This window comes from Psychrobacillus sp. PGGUH221 (assembly GCF_042055255.1).
Lineage (GTDB): Bacteria > Bacillota > Bacilli > Bacillales_A > Planococcaceae > Psychrobacillus.
The window spans coordinates 110,979-127,391 of the sequence record NZ_JAQMHQ010000006.1; the positions used below are offsets into that span (position 1 = coordinate 110,979).

Genomic DNA, 16,413 nt, shown 5'->3' on the forward strand with positions numbered 1-16,413 from the left:
AGAGTAAAGATAAGCTTAACATCTTACAGTTACACTAAATGTAAAAATTTTGGACTTAATTCACTCCAAACATCAAACTTGTTACCGTCCAGATCATAAAATACAAAGTTCCTTCCTGCATGACCTCTGTTTTCAATTCCACCTACTTTTATCTCATTTTCTAAAAAGTCTTTATGAATAGTTTCTAAAGCAACTAAACCATTCACTTCAAATGTCATTGAAAAACGTTCTTCCCCGTTAATATCAAGGAAGTTGGAACTTTGGCCATCTTTTGCTCGAACAAGAAATAAACTTTGGTTAGCAATTTAGAATTGCTTTATCCTCATCCTTATAGCTAAGCTCTGCACCTAATTTATTTATATACCATTCTGATGAAAGCTCTACATTTGATACTGGTATATAAGTAGTTCCTACTCTTAACAATTTTTTATTCAAATCATTTGCCTCCCCCTTGTTAAATGTCACTAAATATATTCTATGTTTCTATGTTTATATCCTCTTTGAAAACGCTAAAAATTTTAAACATTTCCGAAAAGTTGATACCTTTCAAATGATGGTATAAATAGAAAACTAATATTTCCTATTTTTTCTTTAAACTGTTGCTATTAATTTATTTCTTTTTGGAATACCTAGAAAAAATGACTTTGAAAAGGTTCTGGCGAAGTATGAAACGAAGAGATCTTCCAACTGGAATTATTATTGCAGTGTGCAATTTTAGATGAAGGACGAAGGTAATGATTTTTTTAGGTGGATATCCTGTAGGTGGCTATGCATGAGAAGTATACAATATGCAATTGCTGGATGATTTTATTTCTACTAAAGGAAGGAAAGCTTGATGTTTACATTCTCATTTAAATAACGTGAAGTGCCATATACTTTAACATTATGACTTTGTGAAGCCATATAAAATAGAGTAGAACCTAAAAATCCAGTTGCTCCTAATATAAGTATTTTCAATATTCAACTCTCCGTACTATTTTTATGTAACCTATTTACTCCCTTATTCTACTGTTCAGTTGAGCTATAGTCTTTATCCATTAAATCTTCCCATAACTACCGTATTGTAAAATTCACCGTCTGAAAGGATTTTGTCATTTTGTAAAATTCCTTCGGTTCTAAAACCATATTTTTTATATAGATTGATCGCTTTTTCGTTTGCTTCCAAAACATTTAAGGATATTTTTTTTAGTCCATTTGCATCTGCCCAAGCAATAGATTCTTTTAATAGATTTGTTCCAATCTTGAACCCCCAGTAGTCTTTTAATACACAAACCCCAAATTCTACTTTATGCGCAAAGCGTTTCAAGGGATTACCCTCACACCTTGAAAAAGCAACAATCCGATTATTCACCACTCCAACTAAAAAAAGATTACACTTACTTTCTGTATCAGTTTTGATTAATTTTTCAAAACCAAGCGTATCTATGAAAGCTTCTCCTTTTTCTCTGTCCATATTTTCTGTCTCACTATCAATCTGTAATCTTAGTTCAGACAATTCTTTTGCATCCTGAACCATTGCTGATCTAACAATATAATATTTCCCATTAACATTAAACTCCTGTTTTTTTATAATCATTGTATATTCCTCCGTAGTAAATAGTTTTTAGAACAATTTAACACTCTACCATTATATTCCTTCAAGTTGAGTAAGAATATGAAACTCATAAATAGATCAATATCCCATATTATTATTTCTTTCTATTTTTATAACGAACTCATCTTTCATGCTGATAAAAGTACGATTTGAAGATAGATACCTTCTTTTGTAATGGGATGTATTTTGACAAAGAAAATGTCTACCAAATCTTTTACAATTTGATAGACAATGTGACCGTTATTGGTTCAGGTCGGTATAGTAATGGTAAAAGTTGTTCCTACTCCTTTTTTGCTTTGTACATCAATTTTCCCCTTCATCTTGCTTAGAGTTCCATAGACCATTAACATTCCAAGCCCGGTTCCCTCTTTTTTATTTGAAAAATACGGTTTTCCTAATTGAAGAATTTCATCTTTAGTCATTCCTACACCGCAATCTTTTATACAAATGATAATATTACTGCCTTGCTCCATTATTTCAACGTTTAAAATACCACCTTCTCCCTTCATTGCTTCAATTCCATTTTTCATCAAGTTGATAAAACATTGCTTTATTTGATTTTGATCATATTCCTTTTTTAATGTGTTCGAAAATTTAGTGACAATCTCAACTTTATTGTATAGAGCATAAGGACTTAAAACATTTTGGACATATTCCAGCTCTTCTTTTAAATTTGAGTAAACCATATGCTCCGATTGTGGTTTAGAAAATGCTAAATAATCATTTATAATATTTTCTGCTCGTAACAATTCTTTTAAAGAGTAATCTATGCATTTCTTATCTTGAGCTGAAATAGTTTTGGAGACATTCAATAACTGAAGAAACCCTTTTGTAACAGTGAGCGGATTACGTATTTCATGGGATACACTTGCAGAAAGTTCGCTCATAACATGTAAACGCTCTGTTCGTAGGAGGTTCTCCCGATTTTTGATGTTGGAAATTATCTTTTCAATCATCAGCATATTTAGCCCCATCACCATAATTGAAGTGATCAACATAAAAAACGCTGATGACCAATATTCATTCGTTAATACATCAAAATAATTAGACAATGCAATCAGATATATAATAACATTCAAGGATGCAACCATTATAGCTGTAATAATACGCCTTTTTGGACTATATTCATTGAACTGTTTAGATAATAAAGGTATAACAATAAAAGCCAAAGTCGAATGAATTAAAGATTGTAATGTACCTTCTCCTCCAATAATAAATCGATATATATTCAGTACTAGGTAAAGTGGAAATAATCCTCTATATCCACCATAAAGTCCAACAATTATAAATGCAATATAGCGCAAATCAATATTAAATCCCAGTTCCAATTCGATCGGATATAGCATGCAAAGAATCATTGATATAGAGAAAGAAAATATAACGAGAGAATAGCTATATTCCTTTTTATAATTATCAAAGAAAATCACAAACAATAGCACAGGAAAAATCATAAATAATATATTTATCAAAAAAGTTTCTAGCAATAGATATCCTCCTCTCTTCTGCATTAGCAGCAAGAGATTCTTAATTCATTAAAAATGCTTATTTTAAACGGTAATAATCTATTATACATGATATTACACTTCTAATTAATCTATTTATTCTTTAATTACACTCAATATAAGTTTATAAAATTATTAATGAGGTAGATAAATAGAAAGAACCTAATATTAGGAGGGATAAACAATGAAAAAAAGAACGATTGCATTACCATTAGCACTGTCTTCTATCTTCTTACTCGGAGCATGTGGAGAGGATGACAAAGATGTAGAAGAAATTGAAGTAAACGATCCTTTATTAGAAGATGACGGCCAAAATGACAGTGGTGTTCCAGATGAGAACAAAAAAAATGAGGATTCTGATACGGAAGACTCTGGATCATAATTTATATAAAGCAGAATCATCTCCCCGGTCTGTTACACTAACATTAGAGTAGCAAACGGGGATTTTTCTTTCTTTTTATTTTCAATATACCATTTAGAATGAACTAAATTGCATTAAATTTAACTTTGTAATTAGTTTTTGGACCATTACATTTTATAATTATTTTTTCTTCCAATATGTAAAAAAACTCAAAATCATTTCTAAAATGATTTTGAGTACTTTTTCTAAATTCATTTTTTCTACAGTTTTACCACTTTACTTGTACCATTAAGAAGCATCAATTGTTAAACTAGTATATTAAAATGGTCCCCAATTTATTGAAACCCCAATAATTAACGTTATTACAGCAATCACTACCCAGATAAGGAATAGTGGGAACATCCATTTAAACCATTTTGTATAAGGAATTCCAGCTATCGCAAGACTTGCCATTAACGGCCCCGATGTTGGAATTATACTATTGGTAAATCCATCACCAAACAAATAGGTTTGAACTGCAACCTGTCTCGTAATTCCTATCATATCTGCTAATGGCGTAATGATTGGCATTATAATGACAGCTTGACCACTTCCGGATGGAACTACGATACTTATGATAGTATTGGCAAGGAACATAGCCATTGTAGCCATTATTGGTGAAAGATCTGTAAATAAATTAGATAATCCGTACACAATTGTATCTAAAATTTGACCTTGTTCCAATACAACTAGTATTGCACGTGCTGCACCTACAACAAGAGCTCCATAAACCAACTTTTCAGCACCTTTTATAAAATGAATAATAAACTGGTTGTAATGAATTTTTCCTATTATACCAACCAATATAGAGATACCCAAGAAGTAGGCAGACATGTGATCGAGCGTCCACTTAAACTGTAAAGTCCCATAAACCATAAAAGTAAAAGCAAGTCCAATAAAAATCAAAATAGCCTTATGTTTTTTAGTAAATTCGCTTTGAAGTTCGCTTTCATCTTCATTTTCATCAAAATTTGGATTAGTTAGAATGCTATTATTAGGATCTTTTAATACTTTTTTTGCATAGCGCCATGTGTACCAGATAGTAACAGCAACAATTACAATAAATACAATGATACGGAAGAGTAGACCAGAGAATAACGGTAACTCTGTTATTTTATGAGCTATCCCAACAGAATATGGATTGATAAATCCAACATTAAAACCTGCGAAGGTGGCACCGAATGTGATAGCCACTGCTACAATTGGATCCAATCTTAAAGCCTTCGCTATAATCATTCCAATAGAAACAAATGCAATGACAGAGTTCGCAACGGCCCCAACTGCTCCACCTAAAGCGAAAAGAATAGTAATAACTGCAATTAAAATAAATTCATTTCCTTTTGTTTTATCAATCGCCTTCATTACCCCTGCTTTAATAGAACCAGTCGCCTCAATTACTTCCATTAATCCCCCGATAAACAAAACTAAGAAGATAATACTTCCAGATTCTACCATACCTTTTTGTAAGGATAGAAGAATATCCATCACTCCAACTGTACTTCCCTCTACACTTTGATAAGTCCCTGGTACTACCATCGTTAATCCATCGGCTACTTTTCTCTCAAACTGACCTGAAGGTACTAGGTATGTAGCAAGTGCTGCAAGTAGTAGGATTATAAAGAGTAAAACATAGGTGTCTGGCATTTTTAAAGCAAATCTTTTTAACTTTTGTGTTTTATTTTTCATACGCTCCTCCTTATTTCTAGTTAATCATTTTGATACAATAAACAGTCACATAACTTATATTTTCGTTAATTCAAAAGTTTAAAAGCTGCATGAACAAACATATTAATCCCGTTAGATAAAGCGTTTTCATCAATATTAAAACGAGGATGATGATGTGGATAGTCGGTTCCCTTTTCCTTATTACCAGACCCTGTAAAAAAATAGGTACCCGGAGCCTTTATCTGAAAAGCAGAGAAATCTTCCGCACCCATACTAGGTTTCATCAAAGCTAAAGCTTCGTCTCCCCATAGTTCACAAACTGTCTCTTCAATTACACGAGTCACTTCTTTATCATTAACTACAGGATGAACACCTTCATTATATGTAAGAACATACGAAGCACCATGAGCTTCCACTATCCCTTTTACAATCCGTTCCATGAGTCCATGAATGGTCGGTCGAAGTTCGGTTTTAAAAAGACGAACTGTCCCAGCAATTTCAACGGAACCCGAAATTATATTCATTGCGGAACCACCAGCAAATTTAGTAATTGAAAGAACTAACGTATCTAGTGGATCAACATTTCGAGATACAATGTACTGTAAGTTACTCACAACTTGAGCACCAATAGCAATGGCATCAACAGTTTGATGTGGAAGACCCGCATGTCCACCTTGGCCAGTGATATTAATTGAAAATGTATCTGGAGAGGCCATCACCGGTCCAGTTGCAACACCTATTTTTCCAATTTCGAGAGGTGACCAAAGATGAGTTCCAATGATCATATCTACTCCTTCCATCACACCCGCCTGTACCATTTCAACCGCACCACCAGGGGCTAACTCTTCGGCATGTTGAAATAGGAAGCGAACTTCGCCTTTTATTTGGTCTTGCAAAGTAGATAGAATTTGAGCTGTTCCTAGCAAAATAGCCGTATGACCATCATGGCCGCATGCATGCATGACACCTGGATATATAGAGGAAAACGAAAGTGAATTTTCTTCTTGTATCGGCAATGCATCGATGTCTGCTCGAATTGCTAGTGTTTTACCTGGATGTTTTCCAATTAGACGTGCCATCACACTTGTTTTAGTGGGACGTAAAACTTCTAAATTTTCGAAAGACTGCAGTGTTTCATAAATGAACTGAGCTGTACTTTCTTCTTGAAAAGACAATTCGGGGTATTTGTGAAGATGTCTTCTCCAAGCTATTACATCCTCCTGAATCTCCTTTACTAAATTACTAAACTCAGAATTTTTCATAACTATTTAATCCTCCTAATCTATATATGAACAATTAAAAATATAGATTATATTTTAGGTTCATTTACGGCTATGTCCAAAATTATATATTAATTTAGATATTTTAATCAAGTCCTAATTTTCAAATATTAAAAAATAGAAAAAAAAAAAACAAGATTACTTAGTATCTTGTTTTAAAATGATTTGATATATTTTTCTTGGTCTCCCTCTAGGATGAGGATTATCTTCACCTATGACTTGTGCCAAGCCTTTAGACTCTAATTCTGTCAAGATTCTTCTGGCACTACGCGGCATAATCCTCATATGTTGTGCAAGGTCATGGGCATTTATTTCTGTCTTTCCAGTTTTTCTTAATATTGACTCCAGTTTACTTAAGGTTGCTACACTAAGTGAGGTTTGCTCACTTAGTAATTGGAGATGCTCTGAAGCAAATCCATATTTAATTTGCTCGTGCTGTCCTAGCGGTCCTACAATCGTCTTATCATCAAAAACAACCATCGTAGAACCTTTGCCGAATTCTTTTGAATGGAGCAATGCGTTTCCAGCATTGATTTCAGCCTCATAGGCAGTTTGTCCAATCCCAATACCGCATGTGACTGCGTCATGACCTTTCAACTGAAGAATTGCATAATCAGGAACCATGGTAAAATCTTTGGTCATCTCTCGAAGAATTCCATGTGTAGTAAATATAACATAACGTCCAGGTCCCGCAGATTTAAGGGAACCGTTGATTTTTTTCGTGTATTCAAGCAGCTTTTCAGTCATTTTGATTTCGATTTTATAGATTTCATCAGTTGAAAAGGTATCTTTCGTTAAACTAGAAAAAGAATCGAATTCTATCATCTGTACTGCGATTTGTGTTTCCTTAAAATGCAGAGTTTCATGTGTCTGACGTATGAGTGCCAAAGTAGATACTACGGCTGATTGTGCTGGAAGGACTCGAAAAGCCGGTACGCCAAGCCTGTTAAGTTCATGCTGAGCATTTTTAAGACAAGTTACAGCTGCCATTGTCTTGCCACTTTTCCATAGTTCATAATGATAACGGACTACTTCATCTGTATGGATTTCCTCTTCATAGTGTTTTAAATACAAGGGCCTAGAAGCTATCTCCGATTCAAGAAAAACTCGTTCAAGTTCAGAAGGGTGAAACGTATCGAAGCTTATCTGATCGAAAGGTATCTTTTGATTGTAGGAGATATGCAACAACGTTTTATATAAACTAGATCCAGAAGAAGGAACATAAAACATCGGCTGGGAGATTCCTGCCCATTTTTTTGCAAAACCATACGGAATCTGACCAGAAAAAAGCCACATGTCCACGTCTTTCATGTGCATCGTCAATTTTTCTACAATCTCATCATCATCCCAGTATGAAATAGGTATGCAGCTGAATTCATGGTATTGCAATACTACTGATTCCATTATTTCGATAGAATCTTCCGCACCAAACAAGCCCAATCGAATTTTCTTCAATTTTTCTAATCTGCCTTTCTTTTAATAGTATCCGGTATTGTTATTTTTACATTAATCCATTCATGACATAAGTCTTCTCTACATAGATTGACTTCGGTTAAGCTCAACAACTGAATCCTGTATGATAAATAGTATCCCCGGTACAAATCACAACATTAATTCATTCTAGTTCTGAATTAACAAAGTTTTGTCGGACTTATTTCTCATTCTTACCAAAGTCAAATACTTTTAAGAAGAATATTCCTAGCCCTTATTATACCGATATTATAGATTTTTGCATTGAATCTCACGATTTTTTTAACAGAGCCATTTGTTCGTAAGTTATCTGATTTTATAAATTAGCTTTTGTTACATTAAAAAACTCAAAATCGTATCTTACCGATTTTGAGCCTCTTTTGTTAATAAACAGATGTATTTTCTTTAGAAATATTTTCTAAAATTTCTTTTACTCTAGCTAGGAAGCGACCACAAACTAGACCGTCAAGTACTCGATGATCTAAAGAAAGACAAAGGTTTACCATATCACGCGCTGCAATCATACCGCCATCCATTATTACTGGACGTTTCACGATAGATTCTACTTGAAGAATGGCTGCTTGCGGGTAGTTGATGATTCCCATCGACTGAACAGAACCAAATGACCCTGTGTTGTTTACAGTGAATGTACCACCTTGCATTTCCTCTGATTTTAATTTGCCAGAACGAACTTTTGATGCAAGCTCGTTTACTTCACGAGCTATACCTTTAATCGTTTTTTCATCTGCATTTTTAATAACAGGAACGAAAAGAGCATCTTCAGTTGCTACGGCAATTGATATGTTGATATCTTTTTTCTGTACAATTTTATCTCCTGCCCACATTGAATTCATCATAGGGAATTCTTTTAGCGCTTGTGCAACTGCTTTTACGAAGAACGCAAAATAGGTAACGTTAAAGCCTTCTTTTTGCTTGAACTCATTTTTAATGGAGTCTCGGTAGTTAACTAAACTTGTCACATCCACTTCAATCATTGTCCAAGCATGTGGAGCTTCGTGTTTACTACGAAGCATATTTGCAGCAATAGCTTTACGAACGCCTGTAACAGGAATCTCTATATCACCAACTGCTACAGGAATATTAGCTGGAGCAGATTTTGGTGCTGAAGTAGTTTGCACTGTTTCATGTACCTTTTCTTCTTTAGAGATTTCAGGAGCTGCAACTGGGATTTCTCCACTCTCAATAATTTTCAGTAAATCTTTACGAGTTATACGACCTTCATTACCAGTACCATTTACTAGTGAGAGATCAATACCATGTTCTTGAGATAGTTTTAAAACAGCAGGTGAATAGCGTGCTTTTGCACCTTTTTCCCGTTGAACTGGTGCAGGAGTATCAAGCTTTTGTAATTCAGCCGGTTTAACTGTTTCAGCAGTAGGCTGTTCAGGAGCTGCTTCATTTACTTCTTCTGAAGAGCCACCTTCTGTTTCAATTGTACAGACTACTTCTCCAACAGCAAGTGTATCTCCCTCGTTGGCGATAAGCTCTTTAATAACACCTGTAAAGGAAGAAGGTACTTCAGCTGTTACTTTGTCTGTATTTACTTCTGCAAGTGCATCGTATTTGTTTACGTGATCCCCTGGCTTTACTAACCACTTTTCAATCGTTCCCTCGGTCACACTCTCACCAAGCTGGGGCATTTTAATTTGTTCTAGAGCCATATGAATTACTCCTTCCTGTTAATATTCCGCTAGCTCGCGCATTGCTTTTTCGACTTTGTCTGGATTGATCATGAAGAATTTTTCCATCGTTGGTGCATATGGCATAGCAGGAACATCAGGACCAGCAAGACGCATAATCGGAGCATCTAAATCAAATAAGCAGTTTTCTGCAATGATTGCAGCAACCTCACTGATGATACTACCTTCTTTGTTATCTTCCGTAACAAGTAATACTTTTCCTGTTTTAGATGCGGCTTCTATAATCGCTTCTTTATCTAAAGGATAAATCGTACGTAAATCTAGAATATGAGCAGAAATTCCGTCTTTTTCTAATCGTTCAGCTGCTTGGAGTGCAAAGTGAACAGCTAGACCATACGTAATAACCGTAATATCTTCCCCTTCACGTTTTACATCTGCTTTACCAATTTCAATTGTATAATCGTCTTCTGGCACTTCACCTTTAATTAGACGATATGCACGCTTATGCTCAAAGAACATAACTGGGTCCTCATCACGAATAGCTGCTTTTAGTAATCCCTTTGCATCATATGGAGTAGAAGGAATTACAATTTTTAAACCAGGTTGGTTTGCAAAAACTGCCTCTACTGATTGAGAATGATAGAGTGCACCATGAATACCGCCACCAAAAGGAGCACGAATAACAATTGGACAGGTCCAATCATTATTAGAACGGTAACGAATACGGGATGCTTCGGAAATAATTTGGTTCACTGCTGGCATGATAAAGTCAGCAAATTGCATTTCTGCAATCGGACGTAAACCATACATAGCGGCACCTATTCCAACTCCAGCAATCGCAGATTCAGCAAGTGGTGTATCAAGGACACGGTATTCCCCAAACTCATCATATAGTCCATTTGTTGCTTTGAATACGCCACCTTTACGACCTACGTCTTCACCTAAGATGAAGACACGCTCATCACGAGTCATTTCTTCTTTCATTGCAAGTGTGATTGCATCGATATAAGACATAACTGCCATTATGCATTCCCCCCATCTTTTTCAGCATATACATGCTTCAATGCATCTTCGGGAGCAGCATAAGGCGCATTTTCTGCATAGTCAGTAGCTTCATTTACTTCTTTCATCACACGGTCGTTTATTTCTTTTTCTAAATCCGTTGATAAAATATCAAGATCTCTTAAATATTTAGCAAATGTAATAAGTGGGTCTAGGGCTTTACCTTCTGCTATATCTTCTGCTGTACGATATTGGCGATCATCATCATCTGAAGAATGGGCTGTCAAACGGTATGTTACCGCTTCAATTAAGCTAGGCCCTCCACCATTACGAGCACGATCCGCTGCTTCTTTTACTACTTTATACACTTCAATAGGATCTTTACCATCTACTGTAACACCAGGCATTCCATAACTAATAGCACGGTCTGCTACATTTTTACTTGCCACTTGGCGTTCAAATGGGACAGAAATTGCATATTTGTTGTTCTCAACCATAGTTATGCAAGGTAATTGGTGTACTCCTGCAAAGTTTAACCCTTCGTGAAAGTCTCCTTGGTTCGAAGAGCCTTCTCCAAGAGTTACGAATGTAATAAAATCTTTTTTCTCAATTTTAGCAGCTAATGCTACGCCTACCGCATGTGGTAATTGAGTAGTAACCGGTGATGAGCCAGTTAAAATTCTATTTTTCTTTTGACCAAAATGACCTGGCATCTGACGACCACCAGAGTTTGGATCCTCTGCTTTTGCAAAAGCAGATAACATCAAATCTCTAGGTGTCATACCAAAGTGTAATACTACACCCATATCACGATAATATGGTGCGATATAGTCTTTTGTATTATCAAGCGCATACGCAGCGCCTACTTGTGCAGCTTCTTGACCTTGGCAGGAAATAACGAATGGAATTTTCCCTGCTCGGTTTAATAACCACATACGTTCATCAATACGACGAGCCATTAACATCGTTTCAAACATTTTTAGCACATCTTCATTTGTTAAACCTAATTCTTCATGACGATTTGTTGTCATCAGAACTCCTCCTTTTACATATGAATAGCTTTTCCGTCAACAGCTAATGCCGCTTCACCAATTACTTCGCTAAGCGTTGGGTGTGGATGAATCGTATGTGCTATTTCCCATGGTGTTGCATCAAGAACCATAGCAAGACCAGCTTCAGATATCATATCCGTCACGTGTGGACCAATCATATGAACTCCTAAAATATCATTAGTTTCTTTATCCGCAACAATTTTAACGAAACCATCTGATTCCCCATAAACTAGTGCTTTTCCAATTGCTTTAAATGAGAATTTTCCTATTTTAACATCAAAGCCTTGTTCCTTTGCTTGTTGTTCTGTAATACCAACACTTGAAGCCTCTGGACTAGAATAGATACAACGCGAAACTAATTTATAGTCGATAGGTAATGTGTGGTTACCGGCAATATGTTCAATTGCATTAATACCTTCATGACTTGCAACATGAGCCAGCTGAAGCCCACCAATTACATCACCAATCGCATAAATATGAGATTCTTTCGTTTGAAAAGTTTCAGATACTTGAATAAATCCATTTTCAACAATTATATCCGTATTCTCAATTCCGATGCCCTCAACATTTGCTTGACGTCCGACTGAGACGAGCATTTTTTCAGCAGTAAAAGTTTTAGTTTCTCCATTTAGTTCAGCAGAAATAGTCACCTGATTATCCGCTGTTTGAAGTGTCTCTGGAAGAACCTTAGCACTTGTGGCAAAGGTTACCCCTTTTTTAGATAGAAGTTTTTGCATTTCTTTTGAAATATCTTTATCTTCTGTAGGAATAATACGATCGGCATATTCGATAACCGTCACTTCTACACCAAAATCATTTAACATAGAAGCCCACTCGATTCCAATTACTCCTCCACCAACTATTAAAATTGACTTCGGCAATTCTGTCATAGCTAATGCTTCATCAGAGCTCATAACATATTCCCCATCAATTGTTAATCCTGGTAGGGTACGCGGTCTAGAGCCAGTAGCTATTACTACATTTTTAGGGATAAGCATCTCATTTTCATCGCCGCTATTCATCTCCACTGAGATAGTTCCGCCTGGAGAAGGTGAGAAAATAGATGGCCCTAGCATTCTTCCTGTACCCTCATAGACATCAATTTTCCCTTTTTTCATCAAGCCTTGCACACCTTGATGTAATTGGCTAACAATCGATTCTTTTCTAGATTGAACTCGATTAAAATCAAGCGTAACTTCTGAGGTTTTTACACCAAATTCTGCAGCATGATTTTTCGTTGTAGCGTATACTTCAGCACTTCGGAGTAAAGCTTTACTTGGTATACATCCTTTGTGCAAGCAAGTACCACCTAAATTTCCTTTTTCTACAATTGCTGTTTTCAAACCTAATTGAGCTGAACGAATAGCGGCTACATAACCACCTGTACCGCCACCAATAATGACTACATCATATTCTTTTGCCAACTTTTACATCCCCTTATTAATCCATCTTGAAGGCCGCTTCACTGTTAAGAAAAACGGCCATTCTGTTATTGGATGAATTTAGTTGTTCGACTTATCTTCCTGTGATGATATGTTTTCCGTTTTGTAAGAATTGGCTACGTGATTTGCTTACGCGTGCAATACGCTCTTCTGCTAAACGGTCAGCCGCAACGTAAGTTGGAATACCATCACGTTTAGAAATTTCAAAAATTCGTTCGATTTTATCATAAATACCTGCAACTCGGTTCATTGCACGGTCATGATTATAACCATATAATTCATCTGCAACATTAATCACTCCACCAGAGTTGATAACATAATCAGGTGCATAAGCAATTCCCATTTCGTGGATCAAATCACCGTGCTTTGTATCTTTTAATTGGTTATTTGCAGAACCTGCAATAACTTTAGCTTTTAGCTGTGGAATTGTAGAATCGTTAATAATTGCTCCAAGTGCACATGGTGCAAAAATATCTGCTTCTTGTGAATATATCTCATCCACGCCAACTTGAACTGCTCCAAATGCATTTACAGCACGATCAACCGAAGCTTGGTTGATGTCCGCTATAATTAGTTTAGCACCTTCATTGTGTAAATACTCACATAAAGTGTATGCTACGTTTCCTACACCTTGTACCGCAACTGTTTTTCCTGCTAATGAATCTGAACCAAATGCTTCTTTTGCTGCAGCTTTCATTCCAACATACACACCATAAGCTGTAACTGGAGAAGGATTACCTGACGAACCAAACGCTTCAGAAATTCCAGTCACATAGTTTGTTTCTTCATGAATTAAATCCATATCTGCTACTGTTGTACCAACATCTTCCGCAGTAATATATCGTCCGTTTAAACCTTGAATGAATCGACCAAATGCACGGAACATTTCTTCATTTTTATCTTTCAATGGATCTCCAATAATAACAGTTTTTCCGCCACCTAAGTTTAAGCCCGCTGCTGCATTTTTATAAGTCATTCCCTTTGCCAAACGTAGTGCATCTTCAATCGCTTCTTCTTCTGTTGCGTAGTTCCACATGCGAGTACCTCCAAGTGCAGGTCCTAATGTAGTATCATGAATAGCGATAATCGCTTTTAATCCGGATGTTTTGTCTTGGCAAAATACCAATTGCTCATAATCGTAAGTCTCCATATATTTAAAAATTTCCATCTGTAGTTCCTCCTAGTAGTTAAGTTATTATTTATTTTTTCGAAAATATTATTTTCGTAAAATACATCCCCATGTAATTTTATGTTTGAAACCCCTTTGAAAAAATATCAATGGACATTCCTTTGATTTTACATCCCCATGTCATTAATCTAAATTATATTTTTCTAATTTGTAATATAAAGTACGCAATGAAATATTCAGCTTTTTTGCAGTTTGAGATTTATTTCCTCCACAAACTCGGAGAGCATTAAGTAGTACTTTTTTCTCCATAACATCCATTTGCTCTGCAAGTGTACCTATCTGTACTTCATCTTGTGCGTCATCTGAAATAGACAATATCGATTTAGGTAAATGATGTTCTTCTATTATTCGATCTTGCGCTTCCAGAAAAATCATTGCTCGACTAATAACATTTTCAAGCTCACGTATATTTCCTGGCCAATCATATAACAACAAGCTTTCCATTGCGGATTTTGTAAATCCTTCGATATTTCGACCGAATTCCTTATTTAATTTCACAAGTAAATGATCCGCAATATCTGGTAGGTCTTGTTTTCTCTCTCTTAAAGATGGCACATGGATCGGCATGCGGCTTAACTGAAAATAAAAGTCCTCTCGAAATGTACTTTCACGCATTAACTTTTCCAGATTAAAATAACTCGCTGCTATTATTCGGACATCGACTGGAATAGGTGTGGTACCACCTACTCTTACAATTGCATTTTCTCTAAGTACACGGAGTAACTTCGCTTGTGTTCTAATAGTTAACTCACCGACTTCGTCTAAGAAAATGGTACCCATATTTGCTTCGTCAAAAAGGCCAGGATAGCTAACTTCACCATCATCATAACCAAATAATTCACGCTCTAATAAGTGTTCTTCCTGAGAGCTACAATTTACTCGGATGAATTGCTTAAATTTTCTATTACTGGCACTATGAATTGCATGTGCGAACAATTCTTTACCCGAACCGACTTCTCCCCTTAAAAGCACGGTTACCGGAACACTTGCAGCAAGCTTTGCTTGATTGACTGCAAATTGAATGATTTCAGATTTACCGACAATATCTTCAAATGAAAAGCTAAACTCCAAGTTTCGAATGAGTGTACGTGCTTGATCGAGCTCTTTCATGAGAGATCTCATTTCGGTCATATCGTGTATAACACCTACACTACCTTTAAGTCGGTCATTGACAACAATTGGAGCAACGTTCACAATAACATCTTTTTTCTCCTTACCTACTCTTATATTAACTCCTCGAATAGGCTTGCGTGTTTGGAGAACTTTTAAATGTATACTCTCTCCTTCAGAAATATCCGCTGTCGCAGGTTTCCCTATTACTTCTTCTTCCTTCAATCCAGTAATCCGCGAATATGCAGGATTAATAAGTATCCCTTTTCCATCCTCATCTACTACGGAAATAGCATCATCGCTAGACTGGATAATTGCTTCCAACATCGTTTGTATTTCTGTTAAATTGGTGATTTCTTCTGCAAGTTGGACAACTTCTGTTATATCTTTAAAAACAGCAAATGCACCAATCTTTTGTCCTTCCTCATTAATCATCGGATATCTTGAGGTGACTATTTTGGTACCGCTTTCAAGAATTAGTTCTTTATTTAACTCAGTCTGTCCTGTATCGAATACTCTTGGTAACTCACTTTGAGAAATAACATTATAAATATGCTCTCCTATGGCATCCTCTATAGAGACATTAGTCATTTTTGAGGCGCTTTTATTAAAAAAGTTCACGATGCCATTTTCATCAATACCAATCATACCTTCTTCAACTGAATTAAAAATTAGTTCTTGTATTGTATTTTTGTTATCTAAAATTTGAATAAATTTATTTTTCTCTTCTAATAATGTGACGATTAAATTTGCAATTTCACCTGGAATTAAAACTGCCGTTGCCGGTCTATCTGCTAGAAGTTCTAAAAAAACTTCTTTTTTTCCAGTGACGTCAATAATTATTTGGATATCACCTTTTATAAGATCCTTCCAATCGGTATATGTAGGAATTTGCTGTTTTTTTGCATATTGCATGCCTAGAGCATTTTCGTCAATATCAACTACTGCTTTCACTTGAAGGTAGTCTGCCTCTTCAAATAACTTCAAAAGTGCATATCCGCCTTTACCTGCTCCAACGATTAATATGTTTTGCAAAAATATGCACA

At 35.7% G+C, this 16,413-nt stretch carries 13 protein-coding genes and 1 pseudogene; 1 reads left to right on the top strand and 13 read right to left on the bottom strand.

The features are described 5' to 3' along the window. Positions 1-29: 29 nt before the first annotated feature. From PGC35_RS11485 to PGC35_RS11500, 4 genes and pseudogenes are all read right to left on the bottom strand, one after another. Positions 30-435, bottom strand: a pseudogene (locus PGC35_RS11485) (VOC family protein). Positions 436-816: 381 nt separating this feature from the next. After that, the gene (locus PGC35_RS11490) at positions 817-957 is read right to left on the bottom strand and encodes a hypothetical protein (protein ID WP_375219287.1); all 141 of its coding nucleotides are present in this window, start codon (positions 955-957) and stop codon (positions 817-819) included. Positions 958-1,030: 73 nt separating this feature from the next. Further along, positions 1,031-1,576 (bottom strand): GNAT family N-acetyltransferase, encoded by a 546-nt coding sequence (locus tag PGC35_RS11495; protein ID WP_375219288.1) that lies wholly within the window; start codon positions 1,574-1,576, stop codon positions 1,031-1,033. Positions 1,577-1,842: 266 nt separating this feature from the next. Continuing rightward, on the bottom strand, positions 1,843-3,078 hold the full coding sequence (locus PGC35_RS11500; RefSeq protein WP_375219289.1) for an ATP-binding protein: 1,236 nt from the start codon (positions 3,076-3,078) through the stop codon (positions 1,843-1,845). 202 nt (positions 3,079-3,280) lie between these two features. On the opposite strand from PGC35_RS11500, the gene PGC35_RS11505 reads away from it, so the two are divergent. Continuing rightward, positions 3,281-3,478: a hypothetical protein gene (locus tag PGC35_RS11505; RefSeq protein WP_275785644.1), complete on the top strand. Its 198-nt coding sequence runs from the start codon at positions 3,281-3,283 to the stop codon at positions 3,476-3,478. A 297-nt stretch (positions 3,479-3,775) separates the two neighbouring features. On the opposite strand, the gene PGC35_RS11510 is transcribed toward PGC35_RS11505, so the two are convergent. The 9 genes from PGC35_RS11510 to PGC35_RS11550 form a co-directional block, all read right to left on the bottom strand. Further along, positions 3,776-5,182, bottom strand: a complete 1,407-nt coding sequence (locus tag PGC35_RS11510; protein ID WP_375219290.1) for a YfcC family protein — start codon at positions 5,180-5,182, stop codon at positions 3,776-3,778. A gap of 65 nt (positions 5,183-5,247) precedes the next feature. Next, positions 5,248-6,423 (bottom strand): amidohydrolase, encoded by a 1,176-nt coding sequence (locus PGC35_RS11515; RefSeq protein WP_375219291.1) that lies wholly within the window; start codon positions 6,421-6,423, stop codon positions 5,248-5,250. Between the two features lie 156 nt (positions 6,424-6,579). Next, positions 6,580-7,845, bottom strand: coding sequence for a helix-turn-helix domain-containing protein (locus PGC35_RS11520; protein WP_375219388.1), 1,266 nt, complete (start codon positions 7,843-7,845; stop codon positions 6,580-6,582). A gap of 449 nt (positions 7,846-8,294) precedes the next feature. Then, positions 8,295-9,593 carry a dihydrolipoamide acetyltransferase family protein gene (locus tag PGC35_RS11525; protein WP_375219292.1) on the bottom strand — a complete coding sequence of 433 codons (1,299 nt, stop codon included), beginning with the start codon at positions 9,591-9,593 and terminating at the stop codon, positions 8,295-8,297. 18 nt (positions 9,594-9,611) lie between these two features. Next, positions 9,612-10,595, bottom strand: a complete 984-nt coding sequence (locus tag PGC35_RS11530) for an alpha-ketoacid dehydrogenase subunit beta (protein WP_053588931.1) — start codon at positions 10,593-10,595, stop codon at positions 9,612-9,614. Next, positions 10,595-11,605 (bottom strand): thiamine pyrophosphate-dependent dehydrogenase E1 component subunit alpha, encoded by a 1,011-nt coding sequence (locus PGC35_RS11535; protein WP_053588930.1) that lies wholly within the window; start codon positions 11,603-11,605, stop codon positions 10,595-10,597. Before PGC35_RS11535 ends, PGC35_RS11530 begins: the two co-directional genes overlap by 1 nt. A gap of 14 nt (positions 11,606-11,619) precedes the next feature. Then, positions 11,620-13,050 carry a dihydrolipoyl dehydrogenase gene (gene lpdA, locus PGC35_RS11540; RefSeq protein WP_375219293.1) on the bottom strand — a complete coding sequence of 477 codons (1,431 nt, stop codon included), beginning with the start codon at positions 13,048-13,050 and terminating at the stop codon, positions 11,620-11,622. Positions 13,051-13,141: 91 nt separating this feature from the next. Beyond that, entirely contained in the window at positions 13,142-14,236 is a 1,095-nt protein-coding gene (locus PGC35_RS11545; protein ID WP_053588928.1) for a Leu/Phe/Val dehydrogenase, read from the bottom strand. Positions 14,237-14,380: 144 nt separating this feature from the next. Further along, positions 14,381-16,402 (bottom strand): sigma-54-dependent Fis family transcriptional regulator, encoded by a 2,022-nt coding sequence (locus PGC35_RS11550; RefSeq protein WP_053588927.1) that lies wholly within the window; start codon positions 16,400-16,402, stop codon positions 14,381-14,383. Between the last annotated feature and the right edge of the window lie 11 nt (positions 16,403-16,413).

Coding starts and splice junctions, on each gene's coding strand:
- PGC35_RS11495 (WP_375219288.1), bottom strand. CDS start 1,576: ATGATTATAAAAAAACAGGAGTTTAATGTTAATGGGAAATATTATATT.
- PGC35_RS11505 (WP_275785644.1), top strand. CDS start 3,281: ATGAAAAAAAGAACGATTGCATTACCATTAGCACTGTCTTCTATCTTC.
- PGC35_RS11510 (WP_375219290.1), bottom strand. CDS start 5,182: ATGAAAAATAAAACACAAAAGTTAAAAAGATTTGCTTTAAAAATGCCA.
- PGC35_RS11515 (WP_375219291.1), bottom strand. CDS start 6,423: ATGAAAAATTCTGAGTTTAGTAATTTAGTAAAGGAGATTCAGGAGGAT.
- PGC35_RS11520 (WP_375219388.1), bottom strand. CDS start 7,845: ATGGAATCAGTAGTATTGCAATACCATGAATTCAGCTGCATACCTATT.
- PGC35_RS11525 (WP_375219292.1), bottom strand. CDS start 9,593: ATGGCTCTAGAACAAATTAAAATGCCCCAGCTTGGTGAGAGTGTGACC.
- PGC35_RS11530 (WP_053588931.1), bottom strand. CDS start 10,595: ATGGCAGTTATGTCTTATATCGATGCAATCACACTTGCAATGAAAGAA.
- PGC35_RS11535 (WP_053588930.1), bottom strand. CDS start 11,605: ATGACAACAAATCGTCATGAAGAATTAGGTTTAACAAATGAAGATGTG.
- PGC35_RS11545 (WP_053588928.1), bottom strand. CDS start 14,236: ATGGAAATTTTTAAATATATGGAGACTTACGATTATGAGCAATTGGTA.